Annotated in this window: 15 protein-coding genes; 6 read left to right on the top strand and 9 right to left on the bottom strand. The window is 66.9% G+C overall.

The genetic code is table 11. From position 1 onward, the window contains the following. Positions 1 to 11 precede the first annotated feature (11 nt). From CEX88_RS18405 to CEX88_RS18385, 5 genes are all read right to left on the bottom strand, one after another. Positions 12 to 1229, bottom strand: coding sequence for a CaiB/BaiF CoA transferase family protein (locus CEX88_RS18405; RefSeq protein ID WP_094294578.1), 1218 nt, complete (start codon positions 1227 to 1229; stop codon positions 12 to 14). Then, positions 1222 to 2169, bottom strand: a complete 948-nt coding sequence (locus CEX88_RS18400) for an SDR family NAD(P)-dependent oxidoreductase (protein ID WP_094294577.1) — start codon at positions 2167 to 2169, stop codon at positions 1222 to 1224. The genes CEX88_RS18405 and CEX88_RS18400 overlap by 8 nt, the downstream gene beginning before the upstream one ends. Positions 2170 to 2231: 62 nt before the next feature. After that, the gene (locus CEX88_RS18395; protein ID WP_094294576.1) at positions 2232 to 4076 is read right to left on the bottom strand and encodes a flavin-containing monooxygenase; all 1845 of its coding nucleotides are present in this window, start codon (positions 4074 to 4076) and stop codon (positions 2232 to 2234) included. A 3-nt stretch (positions 4077 to 4079) separates the two neighbouring features. Then, on the bottom strand, positions 4080 to 5450 hold the full coding sequence (locus CEX88_RS18390) for an aromatic ring-hydroxylating oxygenase subunit alpha (RefSeq protein ID WP_094294575.1): 1371 nt from the start codon (positions 5448 to 5450) through the stop codon (positions 4080 to 4082). A 10-nt stretch (positions 5451 to 5460) separates the two neighbouring features. After that, positions 5461 to 6306, bottom strand: a complete 846-nt coding sequence (locus tag CEX88_RS18385; RefSeq protein ID WP_094294574.1) for an SDR family NAD(P)-dependent oxidoreductase — start codon at positions 6304 to 6306, stop codon at positions 5461 to 5463. Positions 6307 to 6444: 138 nt separating this feature from the next. On the opposite strand from CEX88_RS18385, the gene CEX88_RS18380 reads away from it, so the two are divergent. From CEX88_RS18380 to CEX88_RS18355, 6 genes are all read left to right on the top strand, one after another. Then, positions 6445 to 8052 carry a Vgb family protein gene (locus tag CEX88_RS18380; protein WP_094294573.1) on the top strand — a complete coding sequence of 536 codons (1608 nt, stop codon included), beginning with the start codon at positions 6445 to 6447 and terminating at the stop codon, positions 8050 to 8052. Next, the gene (locus CEX88_RS18375; protein ID WP_094294572.1) at positions 8049 to 8786 is read left to right on the top strand and encodes a GntR family transcriptional regulator; all 738 of its coding nucleotides are present in this window, start codon (positions 8049 to 8051) and stop codon (positions 8784 to 8786) included. The genes CEX88_RS18380 and CEX88_RS18375 overlap by 4 nt, the downstream gene beginning before the upstream one ends. A gap of 8 nt (positions 8787 to 8794) precedes the next feature. Then, on the top strand, positions 8795 to 10339 hold the full coding sequence (locus CEX88_RS18370) for an AMP-binding protein (protein WP_094294571.1): 1545 nt from the start codon (positions 8795 to 8797) through the stop codon (positions 10337 to 10339). Between the two features lie 22 nt (positions 10340 to 10361). Beyond that, positions 10362 to 11141, top strand: a complete 780-nt coding sequence (locus CEX88_RS18365; protein ID WP_068199549.1) for an SDR family NAD(P)-dependent oxidoreductase — start codon at positions 10362 to 10364, stop codon at positions 11139 to 11141. Continuing rightward, positions 11138 to 12610 (top strand): acyl-CoA synthetase, encoded by a 1473-nt coding sequence (locus CEX88_RS18360; RefSeq protein WP_094294570.1) that lies wholly within the window; start codon positions 11138 to 11140, stop codon positions 12608 to 12610. The genes CEX88_RS18365 and CEX88_RS18360 overlap by 4 nt, the downstream gene beginning before the upstream one ends. 85 nt (positions 12611 to 12695) lie before the next feature. Continuing rightward, positions 12696 to 12983: a hypothetical protein gene (locus CEX88_RS18355; protein ID WP_094294569.1), complete on the top strand. Its 288-nt coding sequence runs from the start codon at positions 12696 to 12698 to the stop codon at positions 12981 to 12983. Between the two features lie 16 nt (positions 12984 to 12999). On the opposite strand, the gene CEX88_RS18350 is transcribed toward CEX88_RS18355, so the two are convergent. The 4 genes from CEX88_RS18350 to CEX88_RS18335 all read right to left on the bottom strand — a co-directional run. Further along, entirely contained in the window at positions 13000 to 13449 is a 450-nt protein-coding gene (locus CEX88_RS18350) for a type II toxin-antitoxin system Rv0910 family toxin (RefSeq protein WP_068199551.1), read from the bottom strand. 3 nt (positions 13450 to 13452) lie between these two features. Next, positions 13453 to 13722: an antitoxin gene (locus tag CEX88_RS18345; RefSeq protein ID WP_094294568.1), complete on the bottom strand. Its 270-nt coding sequence runs from the start codon at positions 13720 to 13722 to the stop codon at positions 13453 to 13455. Between the two features lie 10 nt (positions 13723 to 13732). Then, positions 13733 to 16117, bottom strand: coding sequence for a cation-translocating P-type ATPase (locus tag CEX88_RS18340; protein WP_094294631.1), 2385 nt, complete (start codon positions 16115 to 16117; stop codon positions 13733 to 13735). A gap of 14 nt (positions 16118 to 16131) precedes the next feature. Beyond that, the coding region (locus CEX88_RS18335; RefSeq protein ID WP_202931559.1) for a serine hydrolase at positions 16132 to 17650 on the bottom strand (1519 nt) is incomplete at its 5' end.

Here is a 17650-nt window from a genome sequence, read left to right as displayed (position 1 = left end):
GAAATCCACGCCTACCCCCGCTCCGACGCGCCGACACTGGGGTTGTCGACGAGATCCGCCCCGTTTCCGTCAGAAGCCACGGAGCCGAGCGCGGTGAGCCCCAACTCGTCGAGCACCGCGTCGGTGTCGGCGCCCAGCGTCGGGGCGGGACCTGCGACCTTGCCGGGTGTGCGCGAGAACCACGTCGGCACACCAGGAAAGCGCACCGGTCCGTCCGCGGTCTCGACGGTCTCGAAGAGTCCGACCGCGTTCAGGTGTTCGTTGTCGAACAACGCGTCGGGGGTGTTCAGCGGCGCGGCGGGAATCTCGAGTTTCCGGAACAGGTCCAGCCATTCGGCGGTGGTGCGCTCTTTCATGGTCTCGGCGAGCAACCCGTAGACGACATCGATGTTGTGCGCACGCTTCTCGAGGGTGGCGTAGGACTCGTCGTTCCACGCCGGACTCACCGCGCCGATGAACGCGTTCCAGTGTTTGTCGTTGTAGATCAACGCGGCGATGTAGCCGTCGCTGGTGCGGTACGGCCTACGGTTGGGCGCGACCGTGCGCGGATACACCGCGGGCCCCAGCGGGGGGTCGAACATGGCGCCGTTGGCATGTTCGACCAGCATGAACGACGCCATCGTCTCGAACATGGCGACCTCGACCTCTTGCCCCTCCCCGGTCCGCTCACGATGAAACAACGCCATCATCGTCGCGTAGAGGGCCGTCAGCCCGCCGACCTTGTCGGCCATGATCGTGCCGACGAAGTCGGCCTCACCGGTCAATTGCTGTTGTACCGCGGGCAATCCGGCCTCGGCCTGGATGGTGTCGTCGTAGGCGGGACGGTCGCGGTCGGGCCCCCGGCGGCCGTAGCCGTAGCAGTTGGTGTAGATGATCGCGGGGTTGACGGCCGCGACGTCGTCGTAGCCGAAGCCCAGCTTGGCGACCGCCTTGGCGCGCATGGAGTGGATGAACACGTCGGAGCGCTCGATGAGCGCCCGCATCGCCGCCTTGCCGGGTTCGGTCTGCAGGTCCAGCACCACGCTGCGCTTACCACGGTTGACGTTGACGAACACCCCACTCATCCCTGGTGAGGGGCCCACCGAGATGAAGCGGGTGTTATCACCCTGCGGTGGTTCGACTTTGATGACGTCGGCGCCCATATCCGCCATGATCTGGGTGCAGTACGGCCCCATCACCATCGCGGTGAGGTCGACGACGCGCACGCCGGTCAGCGGCCCGCTAGGCATGGACACCGCCCTTCTGCGCCATGGCGAAGCTGTACTTGATGTGGTCGTTGTGCCCGTCGGGCACCACGGGGAACACCACGGGTTCGGACATGTCGCGGATCGCGGCGATCTGCGCGCCGACCTCCTCGATCGACCACGACGGCCGGTAGACGCCGGGGGTCTCCGCGAGCACCGCCCGCGCGATCCGGCCGGCCAGCGCGATCAGCGCTTCGCCGGTGATCGAACATGATTCGTGTGCCAGCCATCCCACCGCCGGTGCGACCAGTTCCGCGCCCATCGGCGGGTACGCCGACGTGTCGATGCCCTCGGCCATCCGTGTCACCGCGGCGGGCACGATCACGTTGCTCTTGACGCCGTGGGCGGCGCCCTCCATGGCCGCCACGTTGGACAGTCCGATCACGCCCGCCTTGGCCACCGCGTAGTTGGCGACGCCGTGATTGCCGTACAGGCCACCGATCGAGGACGTCAGCACGATGCGGCCGTAGCCGGCGTCGCACATCGACGGAAACGCCGGGCGCACCACGTGAAACGCGCCGCGAAGGTGGACGTCGAGCACCGCCTCGAAGTCGTCGTACGTCATCTCTGCGAGTGGGGCTCGGCGCACGATGCCCGCGTTGTGGATCAGGACGTCGAGGCGCCCGTAGCGCTCGAGAGCCGATTGCACGATCGCCTTGCCGCCGGCCGGGGTGGCCACCGAATCGGTGTTCGCGATGGCTTCGCCTCCGGCAGCGGTGATCTCGCGCACTACCTCTTCGGCGGGGCCGGGCGCCTCAGACGGCGGGTGGACGGGATCGTAGTCGTCACCGGTCAGGCTGCCGCCCGGATCGTTGACGACGACCTTGGCGCCGCGCTGGGCGAGCAGCATGGCGTACTCGCGGCCCAGCCCCCTGCCGCCGCCGGTCACGACGGCCACCTGACCGTCGAAGCGCAACTCACCCATCGGCGTACCTGCGATCTGTGTGCGATGAGGAGCGCTCACCGCTCCCGAACGCACACAAATCGCTACTTCTCGAGTACCAGGCCATCGAGGTCGCCCTTGTCGCGCCACTCTTTGAGCAGATCGCCGAACGCGTAGAAGCCCGGGCCGTAGGGCTCGCCGAGGTGTGAGCGGATGCCCTCACCGCCACCGCCGCCCTCGTTGTTGTAGTAACCCGGAGTGCAGGATGCGTCGAAAGCCGAGTTGTCGACCGCGGATTCGCGGATGGTCTGGCACCACTGCTCCTGCGCGTCGTCGGTCGGCTCGACGACCGTTGCGCCCCGCTTCAACGCCTCGGCGACGATGTAGGCGATGTGCTCACCCTGCAGTTCGTAGTTGGCCGCGATGTTGGCCGAGATGCCGACCTGGGTGAAGCCGGTGAAGAACTGGTTCGGGAAGCCGCGGCTGGTCATGCCGTGCAGCGTCTTGTAGCCGTCGTGCCAATAGTCGTAGAGCGACAGCCCGTCGCGGCCTTCGATCGCGTCGATCGAGTAGCGCCTGCTGATCTCGGTGGTGATCTCGAAGCCGCTGGCGTAGATGATGCAGTCGACCTCGTACTCCTGGCCGTTGGCGACGAATCCCTTCTCGGTGATCCGCTCGACCCCCTTGGTGTCGGACACGTCGATCAGCGTCACGTTGGGTCGGTTGAAGGTGGGCAGGTAGTCGTCGTTGGACAGCGGACGCTTGCACAGGAAGCGGTAGTACGGCTTGAGCGCCTCGGCCGTGTCGGGGTCGTCGACGGTCTCGGCGATCCGGCGGCGCAGCCGCTCCATGATCTTGTAGTCCTCTTCCTCGCGGATCGCCATGAACTGCTCGGGCGTCAGCGTCGACGGGTCCTCGAGTGAGAGCACCCGCGCAGCGGTGTTGCGGCCAAGTTCGGTCCAGAAGTCGCACACCAGATCCGGCTGCCCGGGCGCCATCCCCTCGAACGTCCACGAGTGGAAGTTGCGCTGGCGTTCCTTCTGCCAGCCGGGCTGCAGCGTCTTCACCCAGTCGGGGTTGGTCGGGGTGTTGTTGCGCGCGTCGACCGTCGACGGGGTGCGCTGAACGACATATAGGTGCTTGGCATCTCGGGCCAGGAACGGCACCACCTGAATGCTGGTGGCGCCGGTGCCGATGATCGCGACACGCTTGTCGGCGAGCTTGTCCATGCCGCCGGTGTAGTCGCCGCCGGTGTAGTCGTAATCCCAACGCGACGAGTGGAAGCTGTGTCCCTTGAAATCCTTCATGCCCGGGATGCCCGGCAGCTTCGGCCGGTGGAACGGCCCGGACGCCAGCACCACGAACCGCGCGCGGATGTCGTCGCCGCGGTTGGTGGCGATGCGCCACCTGTTGATCTCCCCGTCCCAGCGCATATCGCGCACCTGGGTGGAGAAGATCGCCGAGTCGTAGAGGCCGAAGTGCTTACCGATGCGCCTGCAGTGCTCGTAGATCTCGGGTCCGTCGGCGAACTTCTTGCTCGGGATGTAGTCGAGCTCTTCCAGAAGCGGGATGTAGCAATAAGACTCGTTGTCGCACTGGATGCCCGGATACCGGTTCCAGTACCAGACCCCACCGAAGTCGCCGCCCAGCTCGATGATCCGGACGTCCTCGACCCCGGCCTTCTTCAGATGCGCCGCCGACAGCAGCCCGCCGAATCCGCCGCCCAGCACCGCGACGTCGATGTCCTCGACGATCGGGTCACGCGGCGCGGCCGGGGTGTACGGGTCGGTCTCGTAGTAGCCGGCGAAGTCGTCGGTCAACTCGACGTACTGCTTGGAGCCCTCGGGCCGAAGCCTTTTCGCCCGCTCCTGGGCGTACTTCTCCCGCAGCGCGTCGATGTCGATGTCGTCAGGGGTCTCCGTGGGTCCGCAGGTGTCGGACATTGTCATAGCTCAGAGCTCTTTCGGTTCGCCGGTGCCCATGTACTTGGACAACTGATAGTGCAGGTTCACGGTGCTGCGTTCGCGGTACGGGTTGGGCCTGGTGCCGGGGAAGCCCAGCGACTTCATGCCCTGCTGCACCGCGGCCATGTTCGAGAAATCCTGGGGAAGCACCGAAAGCCAGTTCGGGCTGTCCTTGGGCGTGTACTCCCAATGCGTCTGCGGCTCTTGATCCTTCGGGAACAGCTCCAAGGTCGCCACCTCGAAGATGCATTTGTTCGGATCGTAGGTCGGATGCGGCCGGGCGCCGTAGCACAGCGCGGTCGTCAGGCCCTGGCCGACCTGGAAGTTGGGGAAGATCTGCCACGCCGTGCCCGCCTGCCCGAGGATGTCGGGCGGAATGGTCGGCCACACGACGCCGCGGGCCTCGTCGTCACGCCTGGCCGATGCCAACCAGTGTTCGAGAACCTTGTCCGGAGGTGTGCCCTCGGGCAGTTCGTCGACCAGCCTCTTGGCCGCGTTCACCAGCGTCTCGGTGGTGGTGGCGTTGGTCTGCTCCCAGGTGTACATCTGCATCTCGGCGGTGGAGACGCGGGGATCGTCACCGGTGCCCAACCGGATCTTGGACCTGGTGGCCTCCATGTCTTTCGGCGCGTCGTATCCGATGTTGCTGTGCCTGCCCTGCGCCTTGGCCCAACCCTTGAACTCGCCGAACTTGTTGAACTCCGGATGGGTGGTGAACACGTGGTAGGTCTCGTTGAAGGCCTCGAGCGCGACCTTCCAATTGCAGTCGAAGTACAGCCATTTGCGCCACTTGTAGCGCATGTTCTCCAGCCCGAACGGATCGAGGATCTTGGCGGCCGGGAACAGGTAGTCGGCAAGCGGTTCGCAGTCGGGGTCCATGTTGATGAACAGCCAGCCGCCCCACGTGTCGACCTGGACGGGGACGAGGTGGGTGTTCTGCGGGGTGAGCGCGCCGTTCCAGTCGTCCTGTTCGCGGATGTGCGTGCAGGCACCGTCGAGTCCGTATGTCCAGCCGTGGAATCCGCAGACGAACGATTTGCGGGCGCGGCCGACGGCGTTCTTGTCCCCGTCGGGGGTGTCGACGAGGCGGCGGCCGCGGTGCATGCACACGTTGTGGTGCGCCCGAAACTCGTCTGCCCCGGTGCGCACCACGATGATCGAGTCGTCGAGGACGTCGTAGGTCAGGTAGCTGCCGACCTCGGGAAGCTCCTCGACGCGGCCGACCTGCTGCCATACCTTGCGCCACAACTTGTCCCGCTCGGCGCGCGCATACTCCTCCGAGACGTACGCCTCCACCGGGATCGTCATCGGTTCGCAGAGCTCTTCTGGCGCTTCAATCCTGGCCTGCGTATCGGTCATTTCAAACTCCTTAGAACCGACTTATTTCTGCGCGGAAGGTTTCGTCTTTGAGGAACAGCGAGGTGTTGTCGGCACCGAGGTGCGTCCACTTCAGGTTGAGCCCACCGTCGACGAGAAGCGTCTGCCCGGTGATATAGCTCGACAGGTCCGACAGCAGGAACAGGATCGCCCCAGCCTGCTCTTCGGGCCGACCCCGCCTGCCCATCGCGATCGCCCGCCGGTCCCGGTCGGGGTCGACGTCGACGTAGGTGCGCGACGCGGCGGTCTCGGTCACCCCGGGCGCCACCGCGTTGACGCGGATGTTGTCGTGCGCCAACTCGGCGGCCATGGTGCGCGTCATCGCGACCACCGCCGCCTTGGCCGTGCCGTAGGCGATGTGGAACGGCGCGGTGTTCATCCCGCTGATCGACGACACGGAGACGACCGAGCCCTTCAGGCCGCGGGCGCGGAGTTCTGCGCATACCGCCTGGCTCATGAAGAACGCCGTCTCGAGGTTCGCGGTGAACAACTCCCGCCAGTCCGAACGCGTCACCCGGGTCGACGGCATCCACGTCGACGGCGCGGCGCCGCCCGCGATGTTCACCAATCCGTACAGATCGCCGTCGGTTCGCCGGACCCGCTCCATCACGGTGGCAATGCCGGCGTCGGTGGAGGCGTCGGCCGACACCGCGACGACGGGCAGCCCCTGATCGGCCAGGGGACCGATGTGTTCGTCGAGGTTTTCTTTCGACCGGCTGACGGCCACCACCGTGGCACCGGCCTCGGCCGCCATCCGGGTGACGGTGGTGCCGATTCCGCCGCCGCCGGCACCCGACACCACGACGATCCGGCCGTCCAGCCTCAAGAGGTCGTCCATGCTATTTGTCCGGACAACGAGTGTTGCTCTCCATGTTGCAGAACACTATTCCCCAGCGTTAATCGGCCCGTCAAGGGCGAAACCAGCTCTCTCACGCCCTATTGTCTGGACTAAGCGGAGTTGCTAACGTGCCAGGTCATGACGCAATCGGCGACGGGATCCCCGCAGCAGTCTCGCTATCCGGGCGGAAATCCGACCGCGACGGCCGGGTGGCGTCTCGAGCGGATCACCGCCCCGAGTCGGCTGTTCGGTGCGAACGGTCTGCGCACCGGCCCGGACGGCCGCGTCTATGTCGCCCAGGTGACGGGCAGCCAGATCAGCGCGCTGGATCTGGGCACGGGGAATCTGGAGACGGTCAGCGCCAAGGGCGGTGACATCATCGGCCCCGACGACGTCGCCTTCGACAGCGACGGCAACCTCTTCGCAACCGAGGTGATGGACGGACGGGTCAGCGTGCGCGACGCCGCGGGCCGCACGCGGGTGCTGCGCGACGACCTGCCGTCCGCCAACGGCATCACCGTGCACCAGGATCGCTTGTTCGTCAACGAGTGCCGCGACGGCGGACGGCTGATGGAACTCGACCGCGCCACGGGCGCCGAGCGGAACCTGTTGGAGGGCCTACCTTCACCGAACGCCATGGAGGTCGGCCCGGACGGCTTCCTGTACTACCCGCTGATGACGGCCAATGAGATCTGGCGCATCGACCTCGGCGGCGGTGAGCCGCAACGGGTGGCCGCCGACCTCGGTGTGCCCGATGCGGTGAAGTTCGACCCGCAGGGCAATCTCGTCTCGACGCAGGTGGCCAGCGGCCAGGTGCTGCGTATCGATCCGCGAAGCGGCGAGAAAACCCTTCTGGCTCAGCTCAACCCGGGATTGGACAACCTGACCTTCGTCGGGGACCGCCTGTTCGTCTCGAACTTCACCGGTGAGATCACCGAGATCGTCGGCGCTGGCGAAACCCGCACGCTGCTCGGCGGCGGGTTGAACTGGCCGCTCGATCTGGCGGTGGGCGAGGATGGCCAGCTCTACGTTGCTGACGGCACCTACTTCTACGCCGTCGGCGATGACGGATCGCTGCAGACCGTCGGCATGCTGTTCTCCCCCGGCTACCCGGGCTTCCTCCGCGGGCTGGCCCCGGTTGCAGGCAATGCGTTCGTGGTGGCCACCTCGGGTGGCCAGATCGCTCGGTACCGCCCCGCCGACGGCGAAACCGATTACCTGGCAGACGGTTTCGACCAGCTCTACGGTGTGGCCGTCGGGCCGGGTGAGCGGATCGTGTTCACCGAGCTTGGCACGGGGCGGGTGCATGCGCTGGCGTCGGGCAGCGCCGAGGTGCTGGCCTCGGATCTGCGGGATCCGGTCGGCGTCGCATTCGACGACGACGGCCGCGTGCTGGTCGCCGAATCAGGGGCCGGACGGGTGATCGCGGTCGGCGACACGACGCAAACCGTGGTCGACGGCCTGTCACGCCCGCAGGGCATCGCGGTCGCCGACGGCGTGCTCTACATCGTCGACGCGGGCTCCAAGGAGGTGATCGCGGTAAACCTGAAAACCAACGCGCGCACCACGATCGCTTCGGATCTTCCGGTCGGGCCGCCGCCGGGCGTGGAGCCCAAGCCGCTCAAAGGGATGCCGCCGTTCTCCGGACCGCAGGGGCCGTTCGCCGGTATCACCGTCGGCCGTGACGGCACCTTGTACGTGTCGGCCGACGGCGAGGGCAGCGTGCTGGCGCTGCGGCGGACATGACCGTCAGCCCCACCGACCATCGCTACCTGCAGGTGGCGCGCACCTTACGCAAGGAGATCGTCGACGGGATCTACCCCGTCGGCTCACAGCTGCCGACCGAACAGCAACTGTGCGAACGCTTCGCGGTCAGCCGCTACACCGTCCGCGAGGCGCTGCGCCGGCTGCGGGAGGACAACCTGGTCGCGTCGCGGCCACGGGCAGGCACCCTCGTGGTCCCTCGTCCCGCATCCAATTCGTATGCGCAAGACGTCGTTTCGATCGATGACCTGCTGGCGTTCGCGGCCGGCGCCCAGCTCACGATCGAGTCCAACGCGATGGTCACCGTCGACGACGAACTGGCTGACCGCACCGGGCTGGAGGCAGGTACGCAGTGGCTGGCGGTCCGCGGCTGCCGGCAGAACGAGGGCAGCGACACACCCGTCTGCACCACCGAGTACTACATCAATCGGGCGTTCGCGGCGGTTGGGCGGCTGTTGCAACGCCATTCGGGACCGATCTTCCCGCTGATCGAGGACCTGTTCGGGGTCAGCATCGTCGAGGTGCATCAGGAGATGGCGGCCATCACCGTGTCGCCGGATCTCGCCAGGGCGCTCAAGGTCGATGCGGGCAGCGCGGCTCTGGAGATGCGCCGCGCCTACACCACCTCCGACGGCGAGGTCGCGCAGGTGACCATCAACACCCATCCCTCGTCGCGGTACCGGCACTCGATGACGATGCGCCGGATCAAGGGTTAGGCCGGGCAGTGCGTGTCGACGAGAAGCGCAGCGCCGACGCCTACCGGCGCGGCCTGTGGGTACATGACACGCTGGCCGACGCGCTGCGCGACGCGGCCACCTCGACGCCCGACCGGACCGTGTTGGTGGACGGCGACATCCGGCTCACGTGTCGCGAGCTGTATGACCGCGCCGTGGCGCTGGCGCACACGTTGATGTCCCGCATGCCCGCGGGCAGCGTGGTGTCGTTCATGCTGCCGAACTGGCACGAGGCCGCGGTCATCTACCACGGGGCGACGTTGGCGGGCATGGTGGTCAACCCCATACTGCCGTCGCTGCGCGACCACGAGCTGACGTTCATCCTGCAGGATGCCGACGTTCGGGCGGTCTTCGTGCCGTCCGCCTTCAACAAACACGACTACGTGGCGATGCTGGATCGCGTCACCGGTGCGATGTCCGCCCCGCCCGAAGTCGTCGTCGTGCGGGGTGACGCGGGCGACCACACGCCGTTCGAGACCCTCTTGGGCAGCGGTGGCGCGGGCGTCCTGCCGGTGTTGAACGCCGACACGGTGCGGATGATCCTCTACACCTCGGGGACCACCGGCCGGCCGAAAGGCGTGCTGCACACCCACAACTCGATCCATGCGCTGATCCGTCAGATCGGCGAGCACTGGCGCGTCGCGGCGGGCGACACGTTCCTCGTACCGTCCCCGATCGCGCACATCGGCGGGTCGATCTATGCGTTCGAGTGCCCCCTGTTACTGGGCAGCACCGCGGTGCTGATGCAGCGCTGGGATCCGGATGCCGCGGTGACGTTGATGCTCGACGAGCGGGTCACGCATATGGCGGGGGCCACGCCTTTCCTCGACGGGTTGCTCGCCGCCGCCGAGCGGGCCGGAACGCGACTACCGGAGCTGAAGGTGTTCATCTGCGGTGGCGCGTCGGTCCCGCCGTCGCTGATCCGCAGCGCCACCGCCTATTTCGAAAGGGCGGCGGTGTCCCGCGTGTACGGTTCGACCGAGGTCCCGGTGACCACGGTCGGCTCACTCGACGACACCGAGCACGCCGCCGACACCGACGGCAGGCCGGGTATCGCGGACATCGAACTGATAGGCGGCGAGATCCGCGCCCGCGGGCCGCAGATGCTCGTGGGCTACCTGCATCCCGAAGACGAGACCGACGCGTTCGACGGCGACGGCTACTTCCGCACCGGTGACCTCGGTCGGTGGGTCGACGACGGCTTTCTCGTCGTCACCGGTCGCGCCAAGGACATCATCATCCGCAACGGGGAGAACATCTCGCCCAAGGAAATCGAGGACATTCTCATCGGCCATCCCGGCGTCGCGGAGATCGCCGTCGTCGGCATACCCGACGAGCGCACCGGCGAGCGGGCGTGTGCCGTCGTCGTCGCGACCGATCAGCCGACTCCCGACGTGGCGGGCATGCGGAGGCTTCTGGAGGAGCACGGCGTGGCCCGCTTCAAAGCACCCGAGCAGGTGGTGGTGTGGGAGGCGTTGCCCAAGAACGACGCCGGAAAAGTGTTGAAGCATCGGATACGAGCGGCCCTGACATGACCGCCGGACACGAGGAGCAAGAATGGTTCAGGTAGCGATCGTGACCGGGGCGAGCAGCGGCATCGGATTCGGTTGCGCGACCAAACTGGCCGAGGCGGGCATGGCGGTGCTCGGTACCGGCCGCGACGGCACCCGGCTCGCCGGGCTGGAGAAGGCGATCGGTGACACCGACCGCGTCGCGACGGTCGCCGTCGACCTCACCGCCGACGAGGCGCCACAGACCATCGTGCAAGCCGCGCTGGACCGTTGGGGCCGCATCGACTTCCTGGTCAACAATGCCGGCGTCGGAAGCCCCAAGCCGTTGCACGAAACCGACGACGAATCCCTGGACTACTTTTTGGGATTGATGCTGCGGGCACCGTTCCGGTTGGCCCGCGACGTGATCGAGCACATGGAGTCCGGCTCCGGGATCGTCAACGTGACATCGACGTTCGCCGTCGTCGGCGGCCTTCGCGGTGGTGCATACTCAGCGGCCAAGGGCGGCTTGACCTCGCTGACCCAGCACATCGCATGCCAGTACGGCCCACAGGGAATCCGTTGTAACGCAGTGGCTCCCGGGGTCACGCTGACGCCTATGGTGGCGACACGCCTCGAAGACGAGCGATTCCGCAAGATCAACACCGAGATGACCCCGTACCCGCGGTTGGGCGAGGTTAACGACATCGCCAGCACCGTGGCGTTCCTGTGCTCGGAGGGTGCGAGCTTCATCAACGGTCAGACGATCGTCGTCGACGGCGGCTGGAGTTCGACGAAGTACTTGTCGGACTTCGCGCTGACCTCCGAGTGGGTGGCCCGACAATGAACCTGTTCGCGCTGCTCGATCAGGCCGCCAGCCGCTTCGGTGACCGAGGTGCGGTGTATCACGGTGAGCGCCAACACCAAACGTGGGCACAGCTGCGGGAGCGGTCCCTGCGGTTGGCCACCTCGCTCGGTGCGCCGGGCACGCGGATCGCCGTCGCCAGCGAGAACTCTCCGCAGATCATCGAGCTGATGTTCGGGGTGTGGGCGGCCGAATGTGTGTACGTTCCCATCAACTACAAGCTGCACCCGCGGGAGATGGTGCAGATCCTCGAGGATTCCGGCGCGGCGCAGGTGTTCGCCTCGCCGAAGATCGCGTCAGCGCTCACACCGGAAACGGACGTCCCGATCACGGTCGTCCGCACCGACGACTACGAAACCTGGTTCAGCGCGGGGCTTTCGGAACCGCCGACCACCGATCCCGAGACCTTGGCCTGGCTGTTCTACACCAGCGGCACAACCGGGAAGTCCAAGGGTGCGATGCTGTCGCACCGCAATCTGATGGCGATGACGGTGTCACACCTGGCCGACTTCGACTCCCCCGACGAGAACTGCACCCTGGTGCACGGCGCGCCGATGTCGCACGGCTCGGGACTCTACATTCCGCCGTACGTGCTGCGCGCGGCGCGCCAGGTGATCCCCGAGTCCGGGGCGTTCGAGCCGAACGAGTTCCTCGACCTGTGCGAGCGCCATCCCGGCTGCAGCGCGTTCCTCGCGCCCACCATGGTCCAGCGCCTGGTGCAGACCGGCCGCGCCTGCCCGGACAACCTGCGAACCATCGTCTACGGCGGTGGTCCGATGTACGTCGAGAGCCTGAAGAAGGCGATGGCCGCGTTCGGCCCGGTCTTCGTGCAGCTGTACGGCCAGGGGGAAGCGCCGATGACCATCACCGGGCTGCGCCGAGCCGATCACGTCGGCGCCGACGATGCGGTTCTAGGATCGGTCGGCTACGCCCGGTCCGGGGTGGACGTCGCGGTGCGCAGGGCCGACGGGATACCGGCCGAGGTCGGCGAGATCGGCGAGATCGTGTGCCGCGGCGACGTCGTCATGTCGGGCTACTGGGAGAACCCGCAGGCGACCGCCGCGACCCTGCAGAACGGCTGGCTGCACACCGGCGACATGGGTTCGTTCGACGACCGCGGTTTGCTCACCTTGCGGGACCGGTCCAAGGACGTCGTGATCAGCGGCGGCAGCAACATTTACCCCCGCGAGGTCGAGGAGGTGCTGCTCGAACATCCCGGTGTCGTCGAGGCCGGCGTGGTCGGCGCGCCGGACGAGGAGTGGGGCGAGGTGGTGGTGGCGTTCATCGTCGGGTCGGCGTCGGCCGACGAGTTGGATGCGCATCTGCTCGACCGCATCGCCCGGTTCAAGCGCCCGAAACGCTACGAGTTCATCGATGAACTGCCGAAGAACAGCTACGGCAAGGTGCTCAAGCGGGAGCTGCGCGACCGGGTGCGATCAGTGCCGCGGTGACGTATGTGTCTGGTGTCACAGATGATCTTGGTTTGGTGCTGATTCCGCACGGGTATGAAGCGAGTTGCTCTTCTGGAGGATGACAATGACCAACCACATGCCGACCGCCGACGGGTCGCCTGCCTCCGACGGGCTGGCCACGCTGGCGCTGCTTCTGCATGCGGCAGCCTTGTTCGCCTCGACCGCTTGCCTCGCCGCATTCCTCATCGGGCACTCGACCGTCGCCCTGATCGCCGGAGTTCTGGCGGTACTTCACCTCGTCGGCGCCAGGGCCACCCTTTTCCTCGACGGCAGCCTCGAGAAGCGCCGCCTCGTCCGGGAGGCATCGGCCGAGCCGTTCGGCGAGTACGCCCTCGCCGGCGGCTCGCTCTAACCCGATCCCCACTCGCCTACTGGGCCGGCGCGAACACCGACTTGAACCTGTTCAGTGACTCCTGGATGTCGCCCTTGAGCGCTCCGGCGACCACCATGCCGATGGGGCCGAACAGCGCGGGACCGCCGAGATGCACGTCGAACGTGACCGTCGATCCGGCGGGGTCCTTCTCGGCAGGGCGCACCTTGCCGATCAGCTTGACCTTGACGCCGCCCTTGCCGTCGCCGTTGAGCGTCATCGACTCCGGCGGACGGTAGTGCACGATGGTCCATTTGATCCGGTTCGGCATGCCCTTGACCTCGACGATCGACTCCAGCGTCGTGCCCTTCTCCAGCGTTTCGGGCAACTTGCTGCGCCACACCCGGTGGATGCTCAGCCACTCCTTGTAGCGGGCGAGGTCGGATGCGCACGACCAGGCCTGCTCCGGCGGCAGGGGTACGTCGACGGATACGGAGAGTTTGGCCATGCGCTACGAGGTGGGCGGAGCAGTCGGAGGCTGTTGGGGCGGTGGTGGCGGCTGCTGCGGCGGCGGAGCCTGGGGCGGCTGCTGCGGTGCGCCCTGCGCCGACGGGTTGTCCTTGTTGACGTAGTTGCGCGCCGCGTCCTGGACCTTGTCGACGTGCTGAGCGTATTTGCCCTGCGTCTTGCGGTCGACGATGTCACCGGCCTTGTCGATCGCGGTGTCCACCTTGTCGGCGTTGCGGGCCAGCAGATTCTTCACCTTGTCGAGAAATGCCATGCGTCCAAGGCTACTCGGCGCGCCACAGCCGACGGCGCTCTCCCAGCACCGCACCCTGCACCCACCAGATCACCTCGATCGCGGCGGCCGTGACCACGCCGATGGCCAACGCGATCGACGTCGTCTTGACGTTGGAGATGTCGAGCATGAACAGCTCCTGCGCCAGCGGTATGGAGAAGATCACGACATAGGCCAGGCCGGAGAGGGCGACCAACGCGACCCGCCACCACTCGTAGGGCCGCGCCACCACTGCCAACACCCAGATGGCCCCGACCAGCAAGGTGATCAGCGCCGCGGTCGACGCCTGGGTCTGCTCGACAGCCGTGGCCTCGCGACCCTGATACGCGGCCAGATACGAGGTGAACGTCGCGACGCCGATGACCAGACCCGACGGCAGGGCCGCCGTCATCACCCGCCGCACGAACCCCGGATGGGCGCGCTCCTTGTTCGGGGCCAGCGACAGGATGAACGCCGGGATTCCGATCGTGAACCACGCCGCGATCGTGACGTGGATCGGCTGGAACGGGAACAGCAGCGGGTCGGTGCCGAAGAACTTCGACGCCAGACCGGCCAGGCCGACGAACGTCGCCAACAGCACCGAGTACACGGTCTTGGTCAGAAACAGGTTCGAGACGCGTTCGATGTTGCCGATCACCCGGCGACCTTCGCCGACGACATACGGCAGCGTCGCAAATTTGTTGTCCAACAACACGATCTGAGCCACGGCGCGCGACGCCGAGCTTCCCGACCCCATCGCGACGCCGATGTCGGCATCCTTGAGCGCGAGCACGTCGTTGACCCCGTCACCGGTCATCGCGACCGTGTGCCCCCGGGACTGCAGGGCGTGCACCATCGCTCGCTTCTGGTCGGGGCGGACTCGACCGAAGGTGGTGTGCGATTCGAGCGCGTCGGCCAGCGCCTCGGTGGACTCCGGCAGGTTCCTGGCATCCATGCACTCGCCGTGCAGGCCCAGCGATCCCGCGACCGCGCCCACGGACACCGCGTTGTCTCCGGAGATGACCTTGATCGAGACCTTCTGGGAGGCAAAGTAATCGAGTGTGTCGTGCGCGTCGGGCCGCATGCGCTGCTCGAGGACGACGAGCGCGGCTGGGGTCACGCAGCCGGGGGCGTCGGGGTGGTCGACGGGCAGGTCGCTGGCCCCGAGCAACAGCACCCGCAGGCCGGAGGAGCCGATCCGTTCGGCCTGTTCGGCGATCGGCGAGCCCGGTGCGCACAGCACGTCAGGGGCGCCGATCACCCAATTGCCGTGCTCCCCATAGGACGCGCCGCTCCACTTGGTGGCTGACTTGAACGGCGCGGTGGCCGTCGCTGTCCAGCCGGGCGGCATCTTGTATGCCTCGGCGATGGCCTGCATGCTCGCGTTCGGGCGGGCATCGTCGGCGGCGAGCTGCGCGAGGATGTTTCCGACGTCGGCCTCGTCGAGCTGCTCGAGATCCGAGACGCGCATACCGTTCTCGGTCAACGTGCCGGTCTTATCGGCGCAGACGACGTCCACGCGCGCCAGGCCTTCGATCGCGGGCAATTCGTTGACCAGGCACTGCCTGCGGCCCAGCCGAATCACGCCGACAGCGAACGCGATCGACGTCATCAAGACCAGGCCCTCGGGCACCATCGGCACCAGCGCGCCGACCATCGCCAGCACCGACCGCTTCCATCCGGACTCCGTGGTGAACAGCTGGGTGTAGATGGTCAGCAGCCCGGCGGGAATCAACAGGTACGTGATGAACTGCAGGATCTTGTTGATGCCGCTGCGCAGTTCGGAGTTCACCAGCGTGAACTTGCTGGCCTCCTCTGCGAGCTTGGCCGCGTACGCCTCCCTGCCGACCTTGGTGGCGCGGTAGGCGCCGGTGCCCGCGACGACGAAGCTACCCGACATCACCCGGTCGCCCGCGTCTTTCGCGATCGGGTCGGCTTCCCCGGTGAGCAGCGATTCATCGACCTCGAGGTTGGCCTCCTCGAGCACCTCGCCGTCGACCACGATCTGGTCGCCGGGTCCGAGTTCGATGATGTCGTCGAGGACGATGTCGCTGGGGCTGAGCTGTTGGGCAGCCGATCCGGCGCCGGTCTGCCTGCGCACCAACGGTTTCGTCTGACCGACAATCGCGAGCTTGTCCAGTGTCCGCTTGGCCCGCAACTCCTGGATGATGCCGATGCCGCTGTTGGCGATGATGAGTAACCCGAAGGCGCCGTTGATGATCGAGCCGGTGGACAGCACGATGATCAGCAGCACCCCGAGGATCGCGTTGATGCGGGTGAACACGTTGGCCCGCACGATGTCGGACACGCTGCGTGCCGCCCGCGTCGGGACGTCGTTGGTCTTGCCTTCGGCGATGCGTTGTGCGACCTCGGGTTCGGTCAGCCCGGTGGCCTGAATCTCGGGTGCGGCTGTCACTTGACGAACGTGCCCTTCTTGAACGTGTCGAAATACTCCAGCGTGAGCTTGTCACGATCGACCCCATCGAACACCGCGGTGGAAACCGTTCCCGGCGGCGCGTTCTCGGTGATGAAGGAGAACGTGAAGGTGTTGCCGTCCCAGTGTTTGAGCGGCACATCGAGCTTCGAACCCAGCGCCAACCGCAGCTCGCCGTCGCGTTCGGTGATTCGGGCGGGCCCCCAGTAGTCGTTGCGGTAGGTGCCCACGTACGACGCGAGCGGCGCAGCGGGCACAGGATTGGCCGGTGGCTGCTTGCCGACCAGGGACCCCACCGGCTTCTCCATGTCGGCGAACGCCGCGCTGTAGAGGCCGTACCAGTCCTCGCGCACCTCGCCGAACTGCACCAGATCGGCGAACTGCGCGGTCAGTGCCTCCGAGACCCCAGAAGGGGTGGCGTTGGTGAGCGCGACGATCGCGACGTCGGCCGACGGCAGGATCAGGAAGGTCGTTCCGGTGCCCAGTTCGAAGGCGCCTGAGTGGCTCAGCTCCATGCGCGCCGCCGAGGTCGAGCTGACGTTGAAACCGAACCCGTAGAAGCCCGACCGGGCCGCGGGTTCGCTCGCCGGGCTCGACACGATCTGCGGTGTGAGTGCGGGCAGCAGGGCCTTCGGGGCGACGATCTGTTTGCCGTCATGACTTCCGTTGGCCAGCACCATGGCCAGCCATCGGGTCATGTCGTTGACCGACGAACTCGCCCCGCCCGCCGGTGCTTCCGGGTCGGCGTCACGGACGAAGGCCGGTTCGTAGCGCCCGTCCATGTGGATGTGGCCGGCCGCGCGGTTGGGTCGCGCGCGATAGTCGGTGAACCGGTAGCTGGTCTGCCCCATACCCAGTGGACGGAACAGCACCTCGTCGGCCAACACCTCCCACGGCTTGCCCGCGCCGACCGCGACCGCCTCGGCCCCCGCGGTGTACCCGAAGTTCGTGTACGCGTACGAGATCCGGAACGGGTCCAGCGGAAGCTGGCGCATCCGGTCCAGCACCTGCCTGCGGTCGAATCCGAGATCCTCGAGCATGTCGCCGGCGTGATCGGGCAGTCCGGAACGGTGCGACATCATGTCCCCGACGGTGACCATCGAGGTGACCACGGGATTGGACAGCGCGAACCAGGGCAGCTCGGACACGATCGGGGTGTCCCAGCTGACGGCGCCGACACCGACCTGGTGGGCGACCACGGTCGCCGCAAGAGACTTCGACACCGAAGCGAGTTGGAACACCGTGTCGGGGTCGACGCGGTTCTCGTCCTCCTCCGGTTTGGTGGCATCCTTGACGCCGAACCCCTTGGCGTACACGGTCTTTCCGCCGTGCACGACGGCGACGGCCATACCGGGGATTCCCGACTTGCGCATCAGGTCCTCGGCCATGCCGTCGAGTTCGGCCACCGCGTTGTCGACCGCGTTCTCCGGTAGGGGCATCGCGGGCACCAGTGGGGGCGGGACGTCGGCCTGGGCGCCCGGCGCGCCCGGCGGGGAC

It is taken from the genome of Mycobacterium neumannii (genome assembly GCF_002245615.1).
GTDB classification, from domain to species: domain Bacteria; phylum Actinomycetota; class Actinomycetes; order Mycobacteriales; family Mycobacteriaceae; genus Mycobacterium; species Mycobacterium neumannii_A.
Note: the sequence above shows the minus strand (reverse complement) of the source record. Positions and strands in the feature narration are given on the sequence as shown.